Origin of the sequence: Caballeronia telluris (assembly GCF_001544495.1) — a bacterium.
In the GTDB taxonomy this organism is placed as follows: domain Bacteria; phylum Pseudomonadota; class Gammaproteobacteria; order Burkholderiales; family Burkholderiaceae; genus Caballeronia; species Caballeronia telluris.
This window is the reverse complement of the sequence record NZ_FCNZ02000005.1, coordinates 1-23,839: the sequence shown is the minus strand read 5'-3', so window position 1 is coordinate 23,839 and position 23,839 is coordinate 1. Positions and strand designations below refer to the sequence as shown.

Annotated in this window: 15 protein-coding genes and 2 pseudogenes; 8 read left to right on the top strand and 9 right to left on the bottom strand. The window is 62.1% G+C overall.

The genetic code is table 11. The annotated features are described in order from the left end of the window. Nucleotides 1–37 precede the first annotated feature (37 nt). Nucleotides 38–1,792: a hypothetical protein gene (locus tag AWB66_RS08075; protein WP_087629772.1), complete on the bottom strand. Its 1,755-nt coding sequence runs from the start codon at nucleotides 1,790–1,792 to the stop codon at nucleotides 38–40. Between the two features lie 451 nt (nucleotides 1,793–2,243). Then, entirely contained in the window at nucleotides 2,244–2,474 is a 231-nt protein-coding gene (locus AWB66_RS32855) for a hypothetical protein (protein ID WP_125469680.1), read from the bottom strand. Nucleotides 2,475–3,308: 834 nt separating this feature from the next. Here AWB66_RS32855 and uxuA point away from each other — a divergent pair. The 3 genes from uxuA to iolB are packed head-to-tail and all read left to right on the top strand — an operon-like array spanning nucleotide 3,309 to nucleotide 6,732. Then, complete coding sequence (gene uxuA, locus AWB66_RS08070) at nucleotides 3,309–4,367, top strand: mannonate dehydratase (protein ID WP_200818949.1); 1,059 nt, start codon at nucleotides 3,309–3,311, stop codon at nucleotides 4,365–4,367. After that, on the top strand, nucleotides 4,354–5,889 hold the full coding sequence (locus tag AWB66_RS08065; protein WP_087629770.1) for a mannitol dehydrogenase family protein: 1,536 nt from the start codon (nucleotides 4,354–4,356) through the stop codon (nucleotides 5,887–5,889). The genes uxuA and AWB66_RS08065 overlap by 14 nt, the downstream gene beginning before the upstream one ends. Before the next feature lie 12 nt (nucleotides 5,890–5,901). Further along, entirely contained in the window at nucleotides 5,902–6,732 is an 831-nt protein-coding gene (gene iolB / locus AWB66_RS08060; protein WP_087629769.1) for a 5-deoxy-glucuronate isomerase, read from the top strand. 12 nt (nucleotides 6,733–6,744) lie between these two features. On the opposite strand, the gene AWB66_RS08055 is transcribed toward iolB, so the two are convergent. Beyond that, on the bottom strand, nucleotides 6,745–7,740 hold the full coding sequence (locus AWB66_RS08055) for a LysR substrate-binding domain-containing protein (protein WP_087629768.1): 996 nt from the start codon (nucleotides 7,738–7,740) through the stop codon (nucleotides 6,745–6,747). A 187-nt stretch (nucleotides 7,741–7,927) separates the two neighbouring features. Here AWB66_RS08055 and AWB66_RS08050 point away from each other — a divergent pair, with 187 nt between their 5' ends. The 4 genes from AWB66_RS08050 to dctA all read left to right on the top strand — a co-directional run bounded on the left by AWB66_RS08050 (nucleotide 7,928) and on the right by dctA (nucleotide 13,595). Further along, nucleotides 7,928–9,094 carry a M24 family metallopeptidase gene (locus AWB66_RS08050; RefSeq protein WP_087629767.1) on the top strand — a complete coding sequence of 389 codons (1,167 nt, stop codon included), beginning with the start codon at nucleotides 7,928–7,930 and terminating at the stop codon, nucleotides 9,092–9,094. Nucleotides 9,095–9,183: 89 nt separating this feature from the next. Next, nucleotides 9,184–10,569, top strand: coding sequence for an MFS transporter (locus tag AWB66_RS08045; protein ID WP_087629766.1), 1,386 nt, complete (start codon nucleotides 9,184–9,186; stop codon nucleotides 10,567–10,569). A gap of 798 nt (nucleotides 10,570–11,367) precedes the next feature. After that, nucleotides 11,368–12,297: a LysR family transcriptional regulator gene (locus AWB66_RS08040; protein ID WP_087629765.1), complete on the top strand. Its 930-nt coding sequence runs from the start codon at nucleotides 11,368–11,370 to the stop codon at nucleotides 12,295–12,297. After that, nucleotides 12,294–13,595, top strand: a complete 1,302-nt coding sequence (dctA, locus tag AWB66_RS08035; protein WP_087629764.1) for a C4-dicarboxylate transporter DctA — start codon at nucleotides 12,294–12,296, stop codon at nucleotides 13,593–13,595. The genes AWB66_RS08040 and dctA overlap by 4 nt, the downstream gene beginning before the upstream one ends. A gap of 15 nt (nucleotides 13,596–13,610) precedes the next feature. On the opposite strand, the gene AWB66_RS08030 is transcribed toward dctA, so the two are convergent. The 4 genes from AWB66_RS08030 to AWB66_RS08015 form a co-directional block, all read right to left on the bottom strand. After that, nucleotides 13,611–14,393 (bottom strand): substrate-binding domain-containing protein, encoded by a 783-nt coding sequence (locus tag AWB66_RS08030; protein ID WP_087629763.1) that lies wholly within the window; start codon nucleotides 14,391–14,393, stop codon nucleotides 13,611–13,613. Nucleotides 14,394–14,413: 20 nt separating this feature from the next. Next, the gene (gene tcuC / locus AWB66_RS08025; protein ID WP_087629762.1) at nucleotides 14,414–15,712 is read right to left on the bottom strand and encodes an MFS transporter; all 1,299 of its coding nucleotides are present in this window, start codon (nucleotides 15,710–15,712) and stop codon (nucleotides 14,414–14,416) included. A 139-nt stretch (nucleotides 15,713–15,851) separates the two neighbouring features. Next, nucleotides 15,852–18,551 (bottom strand): CoA-binding protein, encoded by a 2,700-nt coding sequence (locus tag AWB66_RS08020; protein WP_087629761.1) that lies wholly within the window; start codon nucleotides 18,549–18,551, stop codon nucleotides 15,852–15,854. Nucleotides 18,552–18,561: 10 nt separating this feature from the next. Beyond that, on the bottom strand, nucleotides 18,562–19,860 hold the full coding sequence (locus AWB66_RS08015) for an ATP citrate lyase citrate-binding domain-containing protein (protein ID WP_087629760.1): 1,299 nt from the start codon (nucleotides 19,858–19,860) through the stop codon (nucleotides 18,562–18,564). Between the two features lie 519 nt (nucleotides 19,861–20,379). On the opposite strand from AWB66_RS08015, the pseudogene AWB66_RS08010 reads away from it, so the two are divergent. Beyond that, nucleotides 20,380–21,522, top strand: a pseudogene (locus AWB66_RS08010) (transposase). A gap of 208 nt (nucleotides 21,523–21,730) precedes the next feature. On the opposite strand, the gene AWB66_RS08005 reads toward AWB66_RS08010, so the two are convergent. Both AWB66_RS08005 and AWB66_RS32850 read right to left on the bottom strand, forming a co-directional pair. Next, nucleotides 21,731–23,410, bottom strand: a complete 1,680-nt coding sequence (locus AWB66_RS08005) for an ABC-F family ATP-binding cassette domain-containing protein (protein ID WP_087629759.1) — start codon at nucleotides 23,408–23,410, stop codon at nucleotides 21,731–21,733. Between the two features lie 284 nt (nucleotides 23,411–23,694). Further along, nucleotides 23,695–23,839: pseudogene (locus AWB66_RS32850) on the bottom strand (IS256 family transposase); the annotation flags it as partial.

The window sequence follows — 23,839 nt, the reverse complement described above, 5'->3', positions numbered from 1 at the left end:
GGCGATCGTCGTTCGAGCGCGCAATCGCCACGGTTGCTCAAAGTCCGTACTGAACCACTTTGTTGCTGAACGTGCCCACGTACACGCGTCCGTTGGCGACCACTGGCGTCGAATACTTGGCGAAATTGCCGAGGTTGTTAGCGGGATCGGCGTCGCTGTGAAAGAGCTGCTTGAGATTGCCGTTGATCGTCTGCGTCGCGTCGTACGCCACGAGTGCGCCGTGAACCACCATGGAATTCGCGTTACCGAACACGGGATACGTGCCCCAAATGATGCCGGTTCCGGACGCCGTGCCATTTGACGACACGACGAGCCGTCCTCCCGGCATGCCGCCGGGCGCCTGCATCGCACCGGAAGCGAACTGGGTTCCCTGTCCTCGAAAGGTCGTGATGCGCCGTGTCGCCAAGTCGATGTCAAATGCCTTCAGGCGTTCGTTCTCGCCCCACACATAGACGCTCGCGCTGTCGCCACGCTCCATGTACACCGGCGTGCCGTGAATATGGTAGCTCTTTCCCGTCGGCGTTCGGGCAGTCGTATTGCGGTCCCGATCGACGATCGGCCAGTTGGGATCGGGAACCGTCGTCGTGGGCAAGCCAGCGGCGCCGTTCGGCGGGTTCGGCAGATAGCTCGCCACGAAAGGCAGATTGAAATGCGGATCCCATCGGGTCTTGCCCAGATTGCGCATGTTGAGGTTGTACAGAATGCCGTCCTTGCCGCCTCCGACCAAATTGCCGCCCGCTGGCACGATGAACACGCCAGCGGCGCCCAGATCCTGATCTTCATCGGCCCGGCCGAAGTCGCTGAACGCACCCCAGTAGTCAGCCAGCTCGAGCTTCGGCTTGCCATTGTCCGCGCCGGCAACACCCGGCGTATAGCGTAGCTTCACAAAGCTCTCGCCGAAGTTGCCCGGCATCGTGCCGGGGTCCATGCCGTTTCCTGTCGTGAGGTAGATGTCGTTGCCGTCGATGGCCGGCCCGCTGCCCGACATCCACACGCCGCCCGCGCCGCCTCCGGGCGTGACGTTCCATACCGCGGGCGTCGGCGAAAAACCAGCATCGCGGTTCAGGCCGCGAACATCGAAAGCAACGACGAAGCCGTGCCCCGGTCCGCGCGGATTCTCGCCGTTGATCGAAAACGAGATCACGACCGCCTTGTTGCCATCGGCGCCGGAAAGCAGAGCCAGTCCCGCGCGCATCTTCTGATAGGGCAGACTGAAGCCGTTTGCGATGCCGCCGCCACCGTTGTCCGCGTCGCCGGCGATGAGCACAGGCGGCTTTTTGTCGGCTAGCGTCGTCGCGTCCAGAATCCACAGCATGTTGTTGCGTTCGGTGTTCGGACTCGTTGGCGAAGGCTTGCCGAACGTCGTGACGTACAGCGTATTCGTGGCGGTGTCGATGACGGGCGTCGCCGTAATGCCCCAATTGTGATAGAGCCGCCATCTGTCCATCTGTCCCGGATCGGGCCTCGGGTCGAACGGCGGTGCGAGCTGACGCGACGTTAGTCGAGCGCCGGTGTCGACGTCGAAAATGAAGGCCGTGTTCGTCATCGTGAACACATAGAGGCGCTTGCCGACGATGAGCGGCGTCACATCGATTTTTTCGTCGACAACGAATTCGCGCAGCTTGTGCAGACGCGGCACGTTCGCGGGCGTGAGCGTCGTCTCCGACCGGTTCCATCCTTGCCTCGTGTTGTCGATGCCGACGGTCGATACGTCGACGGCCGATGCGGGCGCGGCGGCGCACACGAGTCCGATCATGCACAGTCCGGGCAACACACGCAGGAAGACGGACATCGCGACTCTCCTTGGCGGTCCGGAGCACCGTCAATGCGTTGGCGATCGACCGATCGTCAATCGGCCGTTCGAATCGAGATGAAAGATAGAGTAGGAGGAGAAACCTCGAATTGCCAGTCGATGAGCGATTGGGGCGTACATCTGAGCGACGGCAAGCACGATGAGAGCTTCTCAGGCTTCGTGCAAATGCGCGGAGGGGAGTATTTCTTCGCGCCATCGATCTCTTTCTTGAAATCGCTTTGAGCGCGTGATCCGCGGTTTTTGGCGGGTTCGGCCTGGCGATGCAGGTCGAGCCCTATCAAGCATGGGTCATTCGAAGCGACTTGCGTCACTTTGCGTGCGTCCGCCGAAGACGCGCGCCGTCTCATTGAGCCCTCTTGCGCAAGGTATGTTGCGATGGCTACCAAAAAACCTACCGAAGCCGCGTCTGGCGGCTCGTCAAATGGCTGCATTACGCGGACGTCGACGGCAAGGCGATGTCGAGCGTGACGTCGTGCTCGGCGACGTCGCCGACATGCAATCCGACGATGCGGGGAATCCCGTGCTTTTCTCCGTCGGCATCACGGGAAAGAATTTCAGATGGCCCAACGGACGGATTCCGTATTAGATTGATCCCGCTTTGCCGGATGCCCAACGCGTGACCGATGCGATTGCTCACAGGGAACAGAAGACCGCCATTCACTTCGTTATCCGAAGCGACGCCAACGCAGCGCAATTCTCCGAGTTCGTGGTCACCTCTGTATCTCCTGCTCAAAGATTGAGCAGGACATTCAATCACGTGGGTCAAAATTCGATGAAAACTACTGGCTCAGGCGGGGGTGCGGGTCAATTCTGGGTGGACATCAACAGGCCAGCACGACATGGCGGTCCCGTGATCCTGATGTTGCTGACCGTCTGGCAGTGTCACACTTAGAGTCCAGTCCAGAAGAACGAGGGCAATGTCGTCGCTCGACAGCACGCGACGCACCGTGTTGCGAATTCGCGGTCGAACGGCCAGCAACTTTGCCAGCGCCCTGCGCAGTTTCGCCGGGCTTTGCTGTGCCACCTCTCCGTTTGTCATCCGCGTCGCGGCGTCGTTGGGTGAACGCGGAGCAAAGCATCAAGATCGCCGGCCTTCGTTGCCGCATCACAGGCGTGCGGGACTTCGGCTGGGGCGTTGCACACCACGGACTTGTTTTCTATTGCCGCGAGAACGTCTGCAATGATCTTGCAACGTCTGCCGGCGCCTCGAGCGGTGACAGGAAGAACGTGCATCGCCGGATGCGGGATGCGAGGCAACGGCTCGATTGCGGTCGAATGTATTCCATAATCGTATAGATGGGGCGTTATTCTTCATTTTAAAAGCATGTCGACCGCCGCTAGCATGCGGACTCATGGCTGCGCCCCTGCACGAACCCAGCATGGCGTCCTTCCGCCGCCTTGCCGCGCTAATTGATGCGAAAGGGCCGCACCGACCATTCATGAATGCGCCGCCTACGTCGAAGGCGAGGCGAGCATGCGAGGAGGAGACTCGAACGTGAAAATGACCTTTCGATGGTATGGCGACACGGACCCCGTGCCGCTCGCATATATCCGCCAGATCCCCGGCGTGGTCGGGGTCGTCTCGGCGATCTATGACGTGCCCGTGGGCGAGGTGTGGCCGATCGACAGGATCCTGTCGCTGAAGGAGGGGATAGAGGCTCACGGCCTGACACTGGAAGTGATAGAAAGCGTGCCGGTGCACGAGGACATCAAGCTCGGCAAACCGACGCGCGACACGCTCATCGCCAACTACGGCCAGACGCTGCGTCACCTTGGCGCCTGCGGCGTGAAAGTGGTCTGCTACAACTTCATGCCGGTTTTCGACTGGACCCGCACCTCGCTGGAAATGCGCCTGCCTGATGGATCGACGACGCTCGCGTTCGACACACAAGCGATCCGCGAGCTCAATGTCAGCCAAGGTATCCATCTGCCCGGCTGGGACGCGAGTTATCGGCCCGAGCAGTTGAGAGCCCTGCTGCGCGACTACGAAGCGCTTGACGAAGCCGGTCTCTGGGCCAATCTCGACTACTTCCTGCGCGCGACCATTCCGGTGGCTAAACAAGCCGGCATCAAGATGGCGATCCACCCCGACGATCCGCCGCGGCCGATTTTTGGGCTGCCGCGCATCGTGAAGAATCGCGCTGACCTGCAGCGCGTGCTGGCAATCGTAGACGATCCCGCCAACGGCCTGACGCTGTGTTCGGGGTCACTGGGCGCGGACCTGCAGAACGATATTCCGGCACTGGTGCGCGAGTTCGGCGCGCGTGGCCGGATTCATTTTGCACACCTGCGTAACGTGCAAACCAATGCGGCGGGCGATTTTCATGAGACCTCGCATCGCTCGGCCGACGGCTCGCTCGACATGGCCGAGATTGTAAGAGCCTATTTCGAAACCGGCTTTGAAGGCTATGCAAGGCCGGACCATGGGCGAATGATCTGGGGCGAAACGGGCCGCGCCGGCTATGGGCTGTTCGACCGCGCGCTGGGTGCGGTCTACCTGAATGGCCTCTGGGAAGGCCTCGCCAAACATCCGGCCCATCATGCGGCTGAGTAATGCCGCTCTGGCTGCGCTCGCGGCGCGCACTGCTGGCGAAGTCATCGTTCCCGACTACGATCGCGCGAGCCTTGCACCGGGCATTGTCCATCTGGGCCTCGGGGCGTTTCATCGCGCGCATCAGGCCGTGTACACCGAGCACACGTTGCGTGCTGGCGATCACCGCTGGGGCATCGTCGGCGTGTCGTTGCGGCGTGCAGATACGTCGAAGGCGCTCACTCCGCAAGATCATCTGTATGCCGTGGATGTGCGCGACGGCGCCACGGATTCGTTCCAGGTCATCGGTGCGCTGATCACTTCGCTGGTCGCGCCGCAGTCGCCCACCGCCGTGCTCGATGCGATGTCCGATCCGCGCTGTCATATCGTCAGCCTGACGATCACCGAGAAAGGCTATTGCCGCAATCCGGCCAGCGGCGCATTGCAGTTCGATCATCCCGACATTGCCCATGATCTGCGCGAGGCCGCCGCGCCACGAAGCGCGATCGGCTTCGTCGTGCGCGCGCTGGCGCTGCGCCGCGCGGCCGGTCTCGGCCCGTTTACCGTGCTGTCGTGCGACAACCTGCCGTCCAATGGCGACACGATGCGCGCGTTGACGCTGGCGTTCGCGCGCAAAGCGGATCCTCTGCTGGCCGACTGGATCGAATTAGAGGGCGCATTTCCCAGCACGATGGTGGATCGGATCGTGCCGCTCACCACCGACGCCGATCGCATGCGCGTCGCGAAGCAGCTCGGTGCCGACGATGCGTGGCCGGTTATGACCGAGCCGTTTTCGCAATGGGTGATCGAGGACCGCTTCGCGGGACCGCGGCCGGCGTGGGAGCGCGCGGGCGCGACGCTCGTGGGTGACGCGCGTCCCTATGAGCAGGCCAAATTGCGGATGTTGAACGGCGCACACTCGGCGCTCGCGTACCTCGGGTCGCTAATCGGCTATGACACCGTCGATCAGGCGATCGGCGCACCGGCGGTGCTCAACTTTGTGGAACGCATGTTGCGCGACGAGGTGGAGCCGACGCTGTCGCGACCCGCTTTGGCCGCCTATCGCGCTGAGCTGTTCGCGCGTTTTCGCAACACCGCGCTCGATCACCGCTTGCAACAGATCGCGACCGATGGCTCTCAGAAACTGCCACAGCGCTGGCTGGAGAGCGTGCGTGCCAACCTGACAAGTGGCAAGCCGACCGAACACCTCGCCTTTGCGTTGGCCGGCTGGATCGCGTACCTCAGCGGTCAAGACGAGACGGGCCGCACCTACGCCATCGCTGATCCCCTTGCCGGTACACTGACCGAGGCGGTCCGATCGACCTTGCACGCGGATGCCGTTGATGCGGTACAAACACTGTTCGAAATTGAGTCGATTTTCGGATGCGATCTGCGCGCACAGCCGTGCTTCGTCGCACACGTTGCACGCCATCTGTCGGCGATTCGCGCACAAGGCGTCGTCAAAGCCATGGACGCCTGTACCGCCTCAGGACATGCGCGCAGCCGCACCGGCCGCCGCGTTTTGCCGAGCAGTAGTCCTAAATAATTGGAGGAAGACATGAGCGACCTGCTTGTCAAACCGTCGAAGCATGCCGAAGACGGCCAGATCATCCATATCACGCCGGCGAGCGCCCGCTGGAAATACGTCGGCTTCGATGTTTTCGACCTGAAGGCCGGCGCCACGGTCACGCGGGAGACGGGCAATCGTGAAGTCTTGATCGTCCTCGTCAAGGGGCACGCGATGGTCGGTTGCGAAGGGCTCGCGAGCCGCGCGATCGGCGCACGGATGACGCCGTTCGATGGCGCGCCGTGGTCCGTGTACGTGCCGCCGCATACGTCCTACACGATCGTGGCCACGGGCGACGTCGAACTCGGCATCTGCTCCGCGCCCGCGAAGGGCGGTCTGCCGCCGCGCTTCATTCCACCCTACGAGGTCAAGCAGGAAACCCGCGGCGCCGGTGCCAATCTGCGTCACGTGCGCCACATCCTGCCGGAAACCGAGCCGGCGGAGAGCTTGCTGGTGGTGGAATCGGTGACGCCCGCGGGCAACTGGTCGAGCTACCCGCCGCATCGGCACGATACCGACGATGGCGAGCAGCAGACCTATCTCGAGGAAACTTATTACCACCGTGTCTCGCCGCCGCAGGGCTTCGCGATTCAGCGCGTCTATACCGACGACCGCAGTCTGGACGAAACGCTCGCGGCGTATGACAAGCATGTCGTGCTGGTGCCGCGCGGCTATCACCCGGTTGCCGCCGCGCACGGCTACGACCTCTACTACCTGAATGTGATGGCTGGTCCGCGCCGCACCTGGCACGTACACAACGAGCCGGCTCATGAATGGTTACTGCAATCCGGCGCAAGCGTCGCGACGGACGGCGCGCGCTGAGTTCCCTGTAAGTCAATCGCTGTCAGCGTCGGGGCCTTGAGTGTCGAATCCGGCCGCCTCGCGCAGCGCTTGCAGCATCGCTCGCGCGCCCGGTGAGAGCCTTTGGCCGCGCCGAGTGACGATGGCCGCCGGTCCGAGCTTCAGATCGAGTTCGAACGGTAGCGGCTCGAGCGCACCGGCAATGCAATACGGCCGCACCGGCTCGCGCGCAAGCGGCGCGATCATATCGCTCATCTGCAGCAGACTGGTGATGACTGGCAGCGACGAGCTCTCGACCACATCCGTCGGCAACGCGAGCTGACGTTCGAGAAAAAGTTGCGTGAACTGATTGCGCATCACGTTGCCTTTCGGCGGCAAGATCCATGTTTGCGGCGCCAGTTCGTCCCAGCTCAGAGTCTTGCGCTTGACGAGCGGGTGGCCAACGCGCGCGAACAGCGCGTGCTGTGCTTCTGCGAGCGGGGCGTAGTGCAGTTCCGCCAGATCGTCCGGATTGCGAATTCGCGCGACGATCATATCCAGCTTGCCTTCCTGCAGACGCTGCACTAGCACCTCACTGAACTCCATCTCGATGTTGACGCGAATCTGCGGAAAGCGCTTCTTGAGCAGCGCCACCGCTTGCGGCACGACGTTGGTGGCCGCCGTGACCTCGGTGCCGATCATCGCCTGCCCGGTCAGGCCGGCTTTGAGCGCGGATACTTCGTCGTATGCGTGTTGCAACTCCGCCAGCACGCTGCGTGCATGGCGAATCAGCACCTCGCCGTACCAGGTGGGCTCGACACCGCGCGGATGCCGTTCGAACAATGGCACACCCATCGTGTCTTCCAGTTCCCGCAGTAACTTGGTCGCGCCGGGCTGCGTCATGTGCGCGGCGTCCGCCGCGCGCAACACTGAGCGATGGATGTCGAGCTGAACGATCAGGGCCAGTTGGCGTGTCTTCAGACGCGTGGGGTCGAAGCGGCCCGTCGCGATGGCCGCCGCGCCCTTGCCCGGATCAATGCTTGCGGTCACGACGTCGTCTCCATGTATTCCGTTTCGATATAGATCATGTGTTATTTTTCATTATAAATGCATATCGAACGATTCTACTATGCCGAAGAGGTCCTGCATTCCAAGGCGGGGCCGATTCACATCATGGGCATCGAGACCGGCTGCATGCAACATCCGCGCATGCAGTCGCACAGGAGACGAAGAAGCAATGAACACCCGTACCGCAGACATGCCGCCGGAAGGCATCACCACCGACGAGTTCCTCGTCCGCGTCGCGAAGGTCCGCAGCGCACTCGACAAGGCGGGCCTGGTCGGCCTGCTCGCCTTCGGCGATTGCTGGCGTGGCGCGAACATCGGCTACTTCACCGAGTTCCGTCCGCTCGACGGCGTATCGGACATCGCCAACGCGATCCTGCTGTTGCCCGTGGACGGCGACCCCGTGCTGTTCGTGTCGGATCAATGCTTCGACTACGCGACGAGCGTGACGGCCTTCGAGGTGCGCAGCCTGCGTGAAGTCACGCAACACGTGCAGGCATTTTCGGCGCGGCACCGTAGCGGCACGGTCGGCCTCGCCGGCGCCGCCTATATTCCCGCCGATCTGTTGAAGCGCCTGAACGCCGGTCTCGGCGAACTGAAGCTCGAACCAACGATGGTGCTGGCCGAAATCAAGGCGGTCAAGAGCGACGCCGAAGTGGCGCTGATGCGCAAAGCCGCCGCCTTGACCGATTCGGCGATGGCAGCAATCCGCGACGCGCTCGCCGACCGCCGTCCCTACACCGAGCGCGAACTCGCTCTGATCGCTGACCGCGCGATGCTCGCGGGAGGAGCAGACCGGACCGCGTTCGATTCCATGGTGCAATCCGGTCCGCGCTCGGCGTTCAACCTGGCGCGCCCCACCGACCGCATCCTGCAACCGGGCGACCTGATCATGACCGACATCGGTGCGCGTTATCGTGGGTACGTGGCCGATGGCGGACGCGGTTTCACCTACGGTCCGGCGAATCCCGAGAAGATGGCGATCGTCGCGGCAGCGGCGCGCGCGGTTGAAGCGGGCCTGGCCGCCGCGCGTCCCGGCATGGCGGCAATGGAACTGAACGCGGTGATCCAGCAGGCGCTGGTGAAATCAAACTACGAGCAATACTCAAGCGAAGCGCGTGGCCATGGCACCGGTCACGGCACCGGCATGGACCCGGAAGAAGAAGCGCCGTGGATCGGGCCGGGCAACAAGACCGTGCTGCAGGAAAACATGGTCTTTACCCTGAAGGCGACGATCACGGTGCCGAACGTCGGCGGCTTGCGCACCGAACGTATCGTGCGGTTGACCTCGGGCGGCGTCGAAACGCTCGACCAATTCCCGATGGAACTGCACTGGTGAGCACAGGGTATTTATCGTAACGTGCCGGCGGACCCGCGCCGCCGACACGCAGCAGTTCAAAACACAGATTCCCAGAGAAGGGAGGAGACATGAATACATCGCCCGTTTCATCCGGCGGCGCGTCGGCTATCAGCCGTTCGGCCGTCAACCGTGTGCTGGTCGCTTCGGTGGTCGGAACCGCCATCGAGTGGTACGACTTTTTTCTCTATGCCACGGCTTCGGCGCTGGTCTTCGCCAAGCTGTTCTTCCCCTCGTTCGATCCGGTGGTCGGCACCATCGCGGCGTTCGGCAGTTTTGCGGTCGGCTATCTCGCACGGCCTTTCGGCGCCGTGTTTTTCGGGCACTTTGGCGATCGCATCGGACGTAAGGCGACGCTCGTCGCGACACTGACGATCATGGGTGTCAGTACCTTCGTGATCGGCCTGCTGCCGACTTACGCCTCGATCGGCGTCTGGGCGCCGATCCTGCTGGTGGCGATGCGCTTCCTGCAAGGGCTCGGCGTCGGCGGCGAATGGGGCGGCGCGGTGCTGATGGTGGTCGAAACGGCGCCGGCCAGAAAGCGTGGCTTTTTCGGCGCGTTCCCGCAACTGGGCGTGCCGCTCGGGCTGATGCTCTCGACCGCGGTGTTCAAAGCCGTGTCGAGTATGCCGTCGGACGCGTTCTATTCATGGGGATGGCGCCTGCCGTTCCTGCTGAGCGTCGCGCTAATCGCGATTGGCCTGTTCATCCGCTTGCGTGTCATGGAGTCGCCGGTATTCGAACAGATCAAGGCGAGCAAGCAGGTCGTGAAGGCGCCGTTGATCGAACTGCTGCGCCGGCATCCGAAAGACCTTGTGCTGACGATCGGCACGCGCTTCGCGGTCGACATCACCTTTAACGTGATCAACGTGTTCGTGCTGGTATACGGAACGACGCGGCTCGGCTTGTCGCGCGGGCTACTGCTGAACGCCATCATTGTGGGCTGCGCGTTTGCGCTGATCACGCTGCCCTTGTTCGGCAAACTGTCGGACGTGATCGGACGGCGGACGGTCTTCATGCTCGGCGCGGTGTTCGTGGCGATATATGGATTCGCGTTCTTTCCGTTGCTTGAGACGCGCAATCCGAACTTGATTTTCGTGGCGTACGTCTGCGGTATCGCGTTGAGCCAGGCGTCCGTGTACGGCGTGCAATCGACGTGGTTTGCGGAACTGTTCGGTACGCGGGTGCGCTACACGGGCGCGTCGCTGCCGTATCAGATCGCCGGCATCATCACGTCAGGACCGACGCCATTGATCGCCACCTACCTGTTCGCTACGTATGGCCAGACGTTGCCCATTTCGATCTATATCGCGGCGACAGCGTTGCTGAGCCTGGTGTGCGCGTTTTTCCTCGCCGAGACATTCAAGCGCGATTTGTCTGAGGAGCCGGAAGATGAAGCGGCTGCAGCGCTGGATGCGCATGCGTGCGCGCACTCGCCGCATCCTCTGTCGCGCTGAGCGCAAATCGGTCGGGCTGTGATGCCGTGGATGGCCCGGCCGTTGGCGGCGCCGGAGCGTCGGCCGGATCGAGGCGACCGTCGAGTCGCTAACGCGAGTTGAATGGGTTCCTCGTTGCCCCGCTTAATCTCGTATGGGATAACGTCGGCGAGCAAGGGCATTCGGCCATCGCTTGACACTGCTCGAGCACGCGTGACTTGGCGCTGCCGCTCAACCTTCATCGCCGTCGCGGGTCGATTTTGCGGGGCGATCCAAATGGATCAGACATTTGATGGTCGGCGTGCTTTCGGACGTTCTGCGATTGCCGGGGATAACCGCGCCGCTCAGCAATGCCGTTAGCTCAGCCGACGGTCGCTGTGAACTCGGTAGCGTAAGTCCCGTTTCTCCTAAGAAAAGGAGCGCGAGGTCGCCTTCATCGCGACTTCCTATCGTCAAGTAGGGGAAACCACGGGCGGCATTGACAGTCAGTATCATAGGTCGAGGCCCAGTATGCTTCTGGTGGCCGGTCAACAGGGGGAAGCGGCCATTGAACCCGTCACATCTCGATTGTCCGCAACGGATCGGGTCTGGAAGTTCGCCGCTGGTCGCGTCCAGTGATCTTCCGACTCACTGCGTATTTCCGGGTTCGGCCATGAAAAAACACACCGCTCTCAGCGATAAATGACCGCTTACACGACGGAATCGGCCACTCGCTCCGCTCTCGGAGCGACCCCGCGGGTTCCGAGCGTGCTCACCCTCATGGGGCTCTTTCCCTCGCATGATGCAAAATAGCCGCACATAAAATGCTGAGGACGGCCCGTGGGCGTCAACTTCGACCTGAACGATTTACAGGCGTTTCGAGCTGTCGTGGAGTTGGGTAGCTTCCGCAAAGCAGCGGAGGCGGTCAATATTTCGCAGCCAGCGCTGAGCCGGCGCATCGAGAAGCTCGAGACGGCGCTCGGCGTGCGGCTCTTCGAGCGGACCACTCGCAGCGTAACGCTCACCACTATAGGCCGCGTGTTCGCTCCAAGCGCGGAACAACTGCTCGACGATCTAGATGTCGCATTGCTTGGCATCCGCGACGTATCCAGCAGCCGCCTCGGTCATGTGACCATCGCGTGCGTGCCGTCGGTTGCCTACTATTTTCTGCCGAGTGTCGTGGCCGCCTATCACACCCGCTATCCCCGGATCCGGGTCAAGCTGCTCGATTCGAGCGCCAACGAAGTGCTCGGCTCGGTCATCAGCGGTGCAGCCGATTTCGGCGTCAGCTTTATGGGCAGCCAGGAAACCGAGGTCGAGTTCAAGGTCCTGCTGCAGGAACGGTTCGTCGCCGCGTGCCGTCGCGATCATCCGCTGGCACGGAAGACACGCGTGTCCTGGAGCGAGCTTTATGAACACGAATACGTTTCCGTCGACAAGACGTCCGGCAACCGCCTGTTGCTGGATCAGGCGTTGACCAGCGTGGCGCCGGCCGTACCGAGCGTCTGCGAGACTCGCCATGTCACCACGATGCTTGGCCTGATCGAAGCGGGACTGGGTGTAGCGGCTGTGCCTTCGATGGCGATGCCGATGCATGACCATCCGATCCTGACGAGCGTGCCACTTGTTGATCCGGTCGTAACGAGGCGGGTGGGCATCGTCAGGCGCCGGGGACGCCCGCTCGCGCCAGCCGCGCAGCAGTTTTATCAGACGATTCTCGACATGAAACGCGGCGGCATGACGCGTGCGGTGAAGAAGACCCCGAAATGACCGTGCCGAGGCCTTTCAATGTGCTGTACGTTCAGGTCCTGCTCGGCATGGGGCTCGGGATGACCATCGGCCACTTCTGGCCACAGGCCGGTGCGTCGTTCAAACCGCTCAGCGATGCGTTCGTCGCGCTGGTGCGCATGATGATCGCACCGATCGTTTTCTGCACGATCGTCACCGGTATCACGTCGCTTTCGAGCGGCTCGAAGATCGGCCGGACCATCCTGAAAGCGTTGGCGTTGTTCTACTTTCTCACCATCGTTGCGCTCGTCCTGGGCCTCGCGACCGCATTCGCGCTGCACCCCGGCGCGGGACTGCACATCGACACGCATCTTCTCGACACGGCCGTTCTCGCGCAGTATTCGCCGCGCACGCAGCCGCACGGGCTCGTCGAATTCGCGCTGCATGTGATTCCGGAGACGCTCGTCGGCGCCTTCGAGAAAGGTGAGGTGCTGCCGGTCCTGCTGCTCGCCCTGCTGTTCGGCTTCGCATTGAACGCCAGTGGAAACGCCGGGCAGCGGGTACAGGCATTCATCGATGGCATCGCGCACGTGTTGTTCCGCATCCTCGCGCTGATCATGCGGCTCGCGCCCGCCGGCGCATTCGGCGCGATGGCGTTCACGGTAGGCCGCTTCGGCATCCGCTCGATTGGCTCGCTTGGCATGCTGATGGTTTCGTTCTATGCGGCGTGCCTGCTGTTCGTCGTCTGCGTGCTCGGTCCGCTCGCGCGCCTGCACGGCTTCTCGTTGTGGCGGCTGCTGCGTTACATTCGCGAGGAACTCATCATCGTGCTCGCGACTTCGTCGACAGAACCGGTGTTGCCGCGCCTCATCGTCAAGCTGGAAGCGCTTGGCTGCGACAAAGGCATCGTCGGTCTCGTGCTGCCCGCCGGCTATTCGTTCAACCTCGACGGCACGGCGATCTACCTGACGCTCGCTTCGATGTTCATCGCTCAAGCGTGCGACGTACACCTCTCCGGCGGCCAGATCGCGACGATGCTGGCGGTCATGCTGCTGACGTCGAAGGGTGCGGCGGGCGTATCGGGCAGCGGGCTGGTTGCGCTCGTCGCCACGCTCGCTGTCATCCCCGATCTGCCGCTGGCGGGCGTCGCACTGCTGGTCGGCATCGATCGCTTCATGTCCGAGGCGCGCGCCCTCACGAGCGTGATCAGCAACACCTGCGCGGTAATCTTCGTATCGATGTGGGAGCGCGCCTGTGACCGGGCGCGCCTGAAAGAAGCGTTGAGCCTTGCGCACGAGCCGGAAGAACCCTTCGACCAGCCCGCGGACCTGCCCGGCTGAATCGCTGCGGTCGTCTCACTGCGTGGCGACGGAATCGAGGCCCGTCGATGTCACCTCCGGCTGCACGGCAGGCGACGCGAGATAGTCGAGCAGCGCTTTCGCCTCCTTCGGATGCTGCGCGCCGACGGGTATGCCCGCTGCAAAGCGCGTGACCGACTGCATCGACTCCGGAATCTTGCCGACGTACGCCGCCCCCTTCACCGGCAGCAACTCGCTCACCTGCTGAAAGCCCACTTCATAGTCGCCGGTCGCAACCACGGACGCCACCGGGATCCTGGGGACCATTTTCGCCTTGCTCTTCACCTGTTCTTCGATGCCGAGCCGCTTGAACAACTCGCGCTCGATATAGACGCCGCTCGCACTATCCGAGTAGGCGATCGACCGTGCATGCAGCAAGGTGTCCCTGAGCGCCGCCTCGGACCCGATGTCGGGCTTGGGCGCCCCGTCGCGCACGACCATGCCGATGCGCGAATCCGCGAGTTCGACGCGCGAATCGGGAATGACCTTGCCCTGCTTGATCAGGTCGTCGAGCGCGTAGCCGACCATGATCACGACATCGGCAGGCTCGCCGCGTTGAAGACGGTTCGGAATGGCTTCGGGCGACTTGCCCATCGACGGGCCGAGCGCGGTATCGAGCGTGTTGCCGGTCGATGCCGCGAATTTAGGGCCGAGCAACTTGTACGCCGAAGTGAAACCGCCGGAGCTCATCACATGCAGATCGGCGGCCTGTACGTTTGCCGCGGCGACGGCGCTGCCGAGCAGCGCGGCGGTGCAGCATTTCAGAAGGATGGATTTCATGATTGAACGGATGCGATATGTCAGGACGCCGCGTGCAGCGGCACAGGACGGCGCCGATACAGCGCCAGCGTCGCACCGAGCCCGCACACCGCGGCGAAGCTCATCCAATAGCCGGGCGCGGCCTTGTCGCCCGTCATGTGGATCAGCGCGGTCGAGATGACGGGCGTGAATCCACCGAAGACCGCCGTCGCGAGGCTGTAGGCGAGCGAGAATCCGGCGACTCGCACTTCGACCGGCATCACTTCGGTGAGCGCGACGACCATCGCGCCGTTGTACATGCCGTACATGAACGAGAGCCACAACAGCACGAGCAGCATATTGACGAAGCTCGGCGCGTGGGCAAGCAGCGACAGTGCGGGATAGGCGGTCGCGATCGCCAGAATCGTCATCCCGAGGAGGAGCGGGCGGCGTCCGATCCGGTCCGACAACGCGCCGCCGATCGGCAGCCAGATGAAGTTGGAGATACCCACGCACAGCGTGACGAGCAGGCTGTCGGCGGTGCTCAGATGCAGGACCGTCTTGCCGAAGGTTGGCGCATACACCGTGATCAGGTAGAAGCTCGTGGTGGTCATCGCGACAAGCAGGACGCCGGCGATCACGACAGTCCAGTTCTGCACGAGCGTCGTAAAGACTTCTTTCATGCTCGGGCGATGCTGGCGCTGCTTAAATTCTTCCGTTTCCTGGAGATTGCGCCGCAGGATGAAAATGAACGGCACGATCATGCAGCCGACGAAGAACGGCACGCGCCATCCCCACGCGGCGATCGTCGCCGTGTCGAGCCATTGATTGAGGGCGAAACCGAGCGCCGCCGCGACCACGATCGCCACTTGCTGGCTGGCGGATTGCCAGCTCGTGAAGAACCCCTTGCGTCCGGGCGTCGCCATCTCGGCGAGATAGACCGATACGCCGCCCAGTTCCGCACCCGCCGAGAAGCCCTGCAGCAGACGGCCGATCAGGACCAGCGCCGGCGCAAAGAATCCGATCGACGCGTAACCGGGGACGAACGCGATCAGGATGGTGCCGCTCGCCATTATCGACAAGGTGACGATCAGGCCCTTGCGTCGGCCGACGTCATCGATATACGCGCCGAGGATGATCGCGCCCAGCGGCCGCATCAGGAAGCCGGCGCCGAACACCGCGAACGTCATCATCAGCGAAGCAAACTCGCTCGCCGCCGGGAAGAAAACCGCAGCAATCTGGGTGGCATAGAAGCCAAACAGAAAGAAGTCGAACTGCTCCAGGAAGTTACCCGCCGTCACGCGTAGTACAGCGGATGCCTTCGATTGCCCGGGGGCCAGGGTGGTTGAGGAGGGATGCATCGAGGTGTCTCCAGAAATTTTGAACTTGCGGTGTTCAGGCGATTTATTGTTTGTCGAATACTCGCCCGAACGGTGCGAAACGATAAGTGCTATTTTTGGAACGATTGATGTGCGCTAATTATCAATGCCCGTGAAGCGTTCAAGCCACGAAGCGGCACTGGGAAGCCGGCGTGCGCGTGTCCATGTTGCGTCCGCGATTCAGGTGATCGTCGATTTCCGCCGCACAGCCGAGCATGCGGGGATAAAGGAAGATCGTGAACGCGGCGGTTTCCAGATCGGACTCAGCCAGATCGCCGCGTCGCAACGGTTGCCACAGCATCTTGAGCAGCAACGCCGCGATCACCGCATCGACGTTCACGCAGTACACGTTGCGCGACACGCCGGCATCGAACAGCGCCTGCACGAGCTCGCGGTAGAACGCATGGAACGCGTTGTATTCCCCGCGTTGCTCGCACAGGTTTGCGATGAACACCTCGCGCGGATCGTGGTTGACGGGCCTGTCCTTGAACACCGGATGATTGACCCCTGGCAGCTTCGCGATGTCCAGGCTGCCCGCGCTTTTTTGCCGCGCCTTATATTGCGCGTAACGCTCAACCGACCGCGCGGCCAACGAGTGCAGATCGACGCCGTGTTCAGCGTCCGACGGATCGTCGAGCGAAGTATCGCGGAACGCTTCGATCAGGAAGGCGATTCCCTCGTACCCGTTGCCGCCATGCGTAAAGCCGGTATGCGAAAGGAAGCCGACGAGCGCCTTGTTGAGCTGAACGCGCTCGGGGCTTTCAGGACCGTCAGCCGAGACGGCGCCTTTCGCGCCTTGGGCCGAGATGGCTCCCGGTCCGTTGGTGAGCAGCAGTCCGGCGAGCGTTTTGAAGGCGAACAGATCGTCGGGGCCGGGTTCGAGATCGAGCAGTGCCGCAAAGCAAATCTCGGTGAGGCTGCGTTCGTTCAGGAGCGATTCGGTGGTGAAGCCGCAGAATCCTTCCGGGGCGTGACGAGATGCATCCGCCGAAGCGCCGATCAAACGTCCGAACAGCATGGTCCACCAGGGCAAACTTTCGGCGGTCACGCGCGACACACGCTTGCGCATGAGCGGACCCCACGCCAATGTGGTCGTGATCGCGGCGAGCACGGCGTCCGCCGTCGGGTGCGCCGGCTGGGACGCCAGCCAGCGGATCGGCACGGACTTGGCGCCACGCTTCGCAAGTCCCGCGAGCATCGCTTCGGCGCGCGGATCACGAGCATCGGCGAAAAGCGGCTCGCAGCCGGCGGTGTCGATCTGGCCGATGTCGAAGCTTTCATCGAGCGCGTTCGTGAGGCCCGCAGCCGCGAAGCGATCGATCAGCCATTTGGCGGCATCGCGCGCGGCGCGCTGACGATTCGGCCCGACAATCGATGCCGCAGCCGCCAGAACCGCGTTGGGGGCGTTGCCTGCCTCGCGCGCCGCCTGGGCCGCGACGAGTTCCGGCGTTCCATGCAGATTGACCGATGCCGCGATCGCTACGTTGATCAGCTTCTCGTCGTTCTCGCCGCCGGGTTCGTGCAGAAGGGCAAGGTTCACGTTCGCTTCGAGTGAGCGGGTCGCGGCGTCCAGCATCGAGGTTCCGTGCAGGCTGCTGACTTGCGTTTTCGCATCCATTTGCGACGCGCCCGATGCGTCCTTGAGCGCCTGACGCGGCGCAATCGCCCCGATCTGGCTATTGACCCGTAAGACTTGCTCGTCATACGGAGCGACCGCGCCGACCACGGGAATCGCAAGCCCTGACGGAAGCTCGATACCCTGATCGGAGCCGAACCACGGCTTCAGCGCGAGGCTGCCTTCGGGCTCGAAGTCCGGCATCGTCGCGTTTGCGCGCATGACGGCGGTCAGCGCCGCCGGGATATGCGCGATGTTCGTGACCACCGCGCCTTTGGCCGAGCAGCATGGATCGTCGGGGCTGAAGAGCCGGTCAACGCCGAACTTCTCCATGAACCAGCGTTCCTTCGCTTGCGCGTCGTCGGAACCACCAGCCATCGCGCCCGCATGCCCGACCGCGCGCGTCAGCCGGCTTTTCCACCGGCCCACGACGCAGGCAACCACCGGTTTCGTAAAGGTCGCATCGGCTTCGTAATAGCCGCCCGGTTCACAATAGAGTACAGCGGCCTTGCTGCGCGCATCGTTGGCGAGCGCGAATGCAAATTCCGGCGCGGCGTAGTGGATGTAGACGTCCTTGCCGCTCGAAATAACGGTCGACGTGCCCCAGCCGCTCATGCGCAGGTACTGCGCGATTGTCGTGCTGAAGCCGCCGGAGTTGGAGAAGATAGCGATCGAACCCTTGCGCAGCGAATCGTCCGGATTGTCGCCCCCGAGCGCTCCGCCGATCCTCACGCGATTCCAGGAGTCCGCGACGCCCAACCCATTCGCGCCGAAGATGTCGATGCCGGCTTGCTGCCCCATTGCGCGAATTTCGCGAGCGTCGTGCACGGCGATCTTCTCGGTGATGATGAAAATCTTCTTGAGGTCGGGATTGACGCGAATAAGCTCGGCGACGCCGTCACGGGCAGCCGATGGCGGCAGATACACCACGCCGCAGTTGAAGCGGTGCCCTGCCTCCAGCCCTTCGCGGACGTTGTTATACACCGGGATATCGCCGGCCGATGTCGCGAGCGTTTGGCCACCTTTCCCCGGTGCCGTACCGAAGACGATGTTACCGCCCGAGAAGGCGTGACTGACGGGCGTTACATCCGATGACTCACCGCCCAGGATGTTGAGCACGCACACGCGATCGTCGCGCGTGGCGATCTGCGCCAGCGAGTTCACGCCGACGAAGTACTTGAACGGGTTGCTGTGTTGTTTATGCATGTCGTGCTCCTCAAGCCTGAGCCGTTTCGGCTTTCATCGCGGTCGCGCCGATCCGTGCTGCGATCTCGGCCCGGCCACCCTCTCGCATCCACGCGTCCGCCTTTCGTGCGTACTGGATGACTTCGCTGATGTCGGAGTCGAATCCGAACAGTCTGTAGGGCAGGCCGAGCGAGTCGCAGGTGTCTTTCAACGCCGCCATGCCGCGCACGAGGTTCGGCCCGCCGCGGCCCAGCACCACGTAGAGCGGCGTCGGTCCATGCTCGCTGAAGTGTTCGCGAAGGGCATCAGCCATCGCTCGCAGCGTCTCGAAGATGTCGGTGTTGTTCGACTTGCCGCCGATAATGAAAAGCACGTTCGACTGCTTGAGCCAGTGTTTGAAGCAGATACGGGCCACTTCTTTCATCTTCGCGTAGGGTGGATTGCCCCCGAAATCCGACGAGATGATCGCGGCGTCGCCGAGCATTTCGGTCACGAGCGAGTTGGCGCCGCCGCCGAACGTCGGCGCGAGGATCGTTCCCTTGTCGTTGATCACGTACACATCGCTTTGGCCCTGATGCGTGCGCAACTGATTGATCTCCTGCTCGAAGTCGGAGTAGTCGGCCGCGAACAGGTGTTGCGGCAGTCCAAGACGCGTCCAGCGCGGATCGTCGCGATCGAAGCCGCACTTGAAGTCGCAGGCGACCGGTGTCAGCCGCCCGTTCTTGTCCTCGCGCATCCGGATCGGGTTGAGCTCCAGCGTCGTCATGCCGAAGTCGTGAAAGAGCTCCCAGAGTTTCGGCAACTGCTGCACGAGCGGCGAAATGATCTCCTTCGGCGCGCCGATCTCGCTCAGCGCGTTCGCCACGACGAACGCCTTGAGGCCCGTCAACGCATCGAAAGGCACCATCGCCACATGCTTTGGATCGACCTCCTCGATATCCATGCCGCCCATGTGCGAGAGCGTCATTGTCGGTGCACGAAAGCGGGTGGAATCCGTTATCGAGAAATAGACTTCATGCTTGGCCGGAACGCCGGCTTCGAACGTCACGCCGTTCGCTTTCGCCCTCAGGTGTGCAACCGTGTGCTCGGCAAAATACAACCGCTCTTTCTCGATCAGTGCCGTCTTGAGATCGGTGGCGCGGCCGAGCAGGCCCGCTTTGCCCTTCTTTCCGACGCCGCCCTTGAAGACGGGCTTGATGAAAATCTGGCGATGACGATCGATCAAGGTCTTTATCTCCTCTTCGCTGGCGCTCGGGCCGAGGATTTCGCTCGCCGGGAATCCGACGAATTGCAACAGGCGCGCGCCGTGCAACATACCGGTGATTTGCATGAAGTTTGTCTCCTGATGGGCATTGCGATAAAAAAGGAACAGTTGTTCGGATTGGGCGTCAGGCGAAAGCGATAGACGTGACGCGCAGCCGATACGCCGTTGGCGCTCGGATACCGCGGTCTGATGCGTGTTGAATTGGCGCGTGCTCGCGCCGGTTGGGGCGCGAGACTACGTGGCACGGAGGCGATCGTTAGCCGTTCTGAGTGCGCCTTGCGATGTACATCGCCTTGTCTCCGATGCGTTTTACTTTAGTTCCAATCTCGCTGGAATCTTGAGTACAGATATTCATGCAAATGGAGTTAAACGATAAGTGCATTTTTTTGAAGCATTGATGTGCAGGCGTTATCAATGCTCCGGACGAAACGTGGCATCACTGCTACATTCCTTTCGGCTACAAGGTCCGCAACGGCGAATGAAGGGATATTTGACATTCGTAAAAGAACGTCCGTTCGGGGTCGAGGCTGTGTGAAAACGTGTTGATCGCCTATAGTTGGGCAACACCTTTTCAGATGGTGGCCCATGAAGCGATTCATCGAAAGCGCGGCGCGAGATCAAGTCGCGTTGCTACCGAGTGTCTCGACGATTACGTAGATGTAGAGAACCCGGTACGGGTGGCTGATGTGTTCGTCGATGAGCTTGACCTGGCGAGCCCTGGCTTCGCGCAAGCGTCGCCCTCCTTGATTGGTCGACCGGCATATCATCCATCGAAACTCCAGGCTCGCATGGAGCAACTCGAGCATGGCATCAAGCGCTACATGGATGAACTGGACCGGGCTGATCGAGAGCCAGCGAGCCTGCCGGATGAACGAATTCCTCACCTGAAAGAGAAGATCGAGAAGCTCAAAGCGCAAGTGCAAAAGCTCGGTGAGATCGAGACACGGATGCGCGCCGCTCCCGATGGCCAGATCTCACTGACGGACCCGCACGCGCGCTCAATGGCAACCAGCGGGCGTGGCACGGGAATGGTCGGCTACAACGTGCAAACCGGTGGATCTCAAGAATCACATGATCGTTGCTCATGATGTCGTCAATGTTGGTCACGATCGTTCTCAACTGGCCACGATGGCGACAATGGTGCGAGATGCTATCGGTCAAAAGAAACTGACGGCGCTTGCCGATCGCGGCTACTACAAGAGCGATGAAATTCTGCGCTGCGAGCAAGAGGGCATTAAGACCTTGGTGCCCAAGCCGCTGACATCGAACAGCAAGGCAGACGGTCGCTTTGACAAGCTGGACTTCGTCTACATTGAGTCGGATGATAAGTATCGCTGTCCAGCAGGAGAGCGGGCCAATTGGCGCGTCACGACGATCGAGGCTGGACTGAAGATTCACAAGTATTAGCCTTCAGCGTGTCCAAGTTGCAAACTAAAGCCGCACTGCACTCCGAGTCCATATCGAAGGGTAACGCGGTGGGAACACGAGAAGATACTTGAGGACATGCAGCGTCGACTCGATCAGAATCCAGACACCGCGAGATTGCGAAGACAGACAGTCGAGCACCCGTTTGGAACGCGCAAGTTCTGAATGGGCTCCGCACACTTCCTGATGAAAACGCTTCCGCGTGTGCGACCCGAGATGAGCCTTCACGTATTGGCCTACAACCTGAAGCGAGCAATGAGCATTCTAGGCACGCAGTCATTGATCGAGGCGATGAGGACGTGAAAGCGCGCAGCGTGCCGCGATAACTGGAAGAGGGCGAAATTGCTCCTGCCGATCGCAATTAGCCGATAGCTCGGCGATTGATCGCGTCTGCCGGTAACTCGCCGATATGCTGCGACTGTTTTTACACAGCCTTGACCCTAAGCGGCCCTTGGACCCGTTGCGAGCTCTATGCCGGCTTCCATCTGGTACTGCCAGGGGGTCAGCTAATTCAAGTGTTGACCTTCTGCTCCCCGGCAGCCTGCTCACGCATGCGACGGGCTTCGTCACGCAGGAACTGCTGGTAATCGTCCAGATCGCCGTCGAAGGGCTCGACGCCACCCTTGGTGACGAGCCAGAACTCGTCACAAACCGCGCGTAGTAGGGAGCGGTCGTGACTGACCAGCATCACTGTGCCTTCGAATTCGTTGAGCGCCATGCCTAGCGCTTCGCGCGTGGCCAGGTCGAGGTGGTTAGTAGGCTCGTCGAGCAGCAGCAGGTTAGGACGCTGCCACACGATCATGCACAACACGAGCCGCGCCTTCTCGCCTCCGCTCATCGTACCGACTGCCTGATGGACCATGTCACCACTGAAGTTGAAGGTGCCGAGGAAGGTTCGAAGCGATTGTTCTGTGCCGCTCTGGCCGGGGGCACGCATGTGCGCCGGCGTGTCCTTGGCCAAGCGGATCATGTGTTCCATCGGCGTGTCGAGCGGGCGCAGCACGTCGAGCTCCTGCTGGGCGAAGTAGCCGATGTTCAGGCCTTTGCCTTCGCTGATTTCGCCGGCAATCGGCGCCAGCGCGTGCGCCACCGTCTTCACCAGCGTGGACTTGCCCTGGCCGTTGGCACCCAGAATGCCAATGCGCTGTCCCGCCAGCACGGAACGGTTGATGCCCCGCACGATGACCGTGGGTGGCGTACCCGGCGGTGCGCCAGTCGGCGCGGGGTAGCCGAAGCTCGCATCCAGCATCGACAACAGCGGATTCGGGACGTTGAGAGGCTCTTTGAACTCGAAGCTGAACTCTGCGTCGGCAAGCACCGGTGCGATCTTCTCCATGCGTTCGAGTGCCTTGACCCGGCTCTGCGCCTGTTTCGCCTTCGAGGCCTTGGCCTTGAAACGGTCGATGAATTTCTGCAGGTGGGCGATCTTGTCCGCCTGCTTGGCCATCGCGGCCTGCTGCAACACGAGCTGCTCAGCGCGCATCTCTTCGAACTTGCTGTAGTTGCCGCCATAACGCACGAGCTTGGCGTTGTCGACGTGCACGGTCACCTGCGTCACCGCGTCGAGGAATTCGCGGTCGTGGCTGATCACGACCATGGTTCCTTCGTAGCGCTTGAGCCAGGTTTCCAGCCAGACCAGCGCGTCGAGGTCGAGGTGATTGGTCGGTTCGTCGAGCAACAGCAGGTCCGACGGGCACATGAGCGCGCGCGCTAGCTGCAGACGCATGCGCCAGCCGCCGGAGAAGCTGTTGACCGGCTGGTTAAGCTGCTCGGCACTGAACCCAAGGCCGAGGATCAGCGCCTGAGCGCGTGCAGGGGCATCGTGTGCACCGGCGTCGTGCAGGCTCATGTAGGCGTGCGCCATGCGCATGCCGTCGTCGCTAGCTTCGGCGGCGGCTACTTCGGTCTGCGCGGCCAGCAACACGGTGTCACCCTCGACGACGAAGTCGGTCGCGCTCTGCGTGGTCTCCGGCATCTCCTGCGCGACCTGGCCCATCCTGTATGCAGCGGGGATCGAGAATTCGCCGCCATCTTCGTGCAGCGTGCCGTTGAGCAGGCCGAACAAGGACGACTTGCCGGCGCCATTGCGGCCGACAAGGCCGATCTTTTCGCCGGGGGTGAAGGTGACGGACGCGCGGTCGAGTACGACATTGACGCCACGGCGCAGTGTGACATTACGGACGGAAATCATAAGGGGGAGCTACTTCGGAGAGGATAGGCATGATAGCCGACCGGACGTACGGGGCTGACTCTTTTCTCGCCGCACGAGTGAAGAGCCGCTGGCGCTTTGCGGCGCGCGCCGGCCACAAAGCGAGGCGGGTACTGGCGCACCGGGCGTTCCGGGTGCGGGGCCAGGAACAGACGGTGAGTGACGGCTCCTGGCCGAGAGGGAGTGATGCCCCAAGACGCGAAAGCGGCCGCAGCAACAGACAGGGACCTGTCAGGAATCTTGTGTGCTGAGGCCGGTTAGAAATCTCAGCTGATGGCGCTGGTGAAGCGCTCGCCGAACAGAATGGCGAACTGATTCACTGCTTGCCGCCAGGTGATAGGCGGCATCTTCCAGTCCTTTTCGATGTTGCGCAAGGCCAGATACAGCAGTTTGCTGGCCGCCTCGTCGCTG

Bases quoted from the DNA above. Each gene is read 5' to 3' on its own strand.
- AWB66_RS08065 (WP_087629770.1), top strand. From the start codon at position 4,354: ATGCGGCTGAGTAATGCCGCTCTGGCTGCGCTCGCGGCGCGCACTGCT.
- AWB66_RS08045 (WP_087629766.1), top strand. From the start codon at position 9,184: ATGAATACATCGCCCGTTTCATCCGGCGGCGCGTCGGCTATCAGCCGT.
- AWB66_RS08005 (WP_087629759.1), bottom strand. From the start codon at position 23,410: ATGATTTCCGTCCGTAATGTCACACTGCGCCGTGGCGTCAATGTCGTA.
- AWB66_RS08030 (WP_087629763.1), bottom strand. From the start codon at position 14,393: ATGAAATCCATCCTTCTGAAATGCTGCACCGCCGCGCTGCTCGGCAGC.
- AWB66_RS08020 (WP_087629761.1), bottom strand. From the start codon at position 18,551: ATGCATAAACAACACAGCAACCCGTTCAAGTACTTCGTCGGCGTGAAC.
- AWB66_RS08075 (WP_087629772.1), bottom strand. From the start codon at position 1,792: ATGTCCGTCTTCCTGCGTGTGTTGCCCGGACTGTGCATGATCGGACTC.
- dctA (WP_087629764.1), top strand. From the start codon at position 12,294: ATGACCGTGCCGAGGCCTTTCAATGTGCTGTACGTTCAGGTCCTGCTC.
- AWB66_RS08015 (WP_087629760.1), bottom strand. From the start codon at position 19,860: ATGCAAATCACCGGTATGTTGCACGGCGCGCGCCTGTTGCAATTCGTC.
- tcuC (WP_087629762.1), bottom strand. From the start codon at position 15,712: ATGCATCCCTCCTCAACCACCCTGGCCCCCGGGCAATCGAAGGCATCC.
- AWB66_RS08050 (WP_087629767.1), top strand. From the start codon at position 7,928: ATGAACACCCGTACCGCAGACATGCCGCCGGAAGGCATCACCACCGAC.
- iolB (WP_087629769.1), top strand. From the start codon at position 5,902: ATGAGCGACCTGCTTGTCAAACCGTCGAAGCATGCCGAAGACGGCCAG.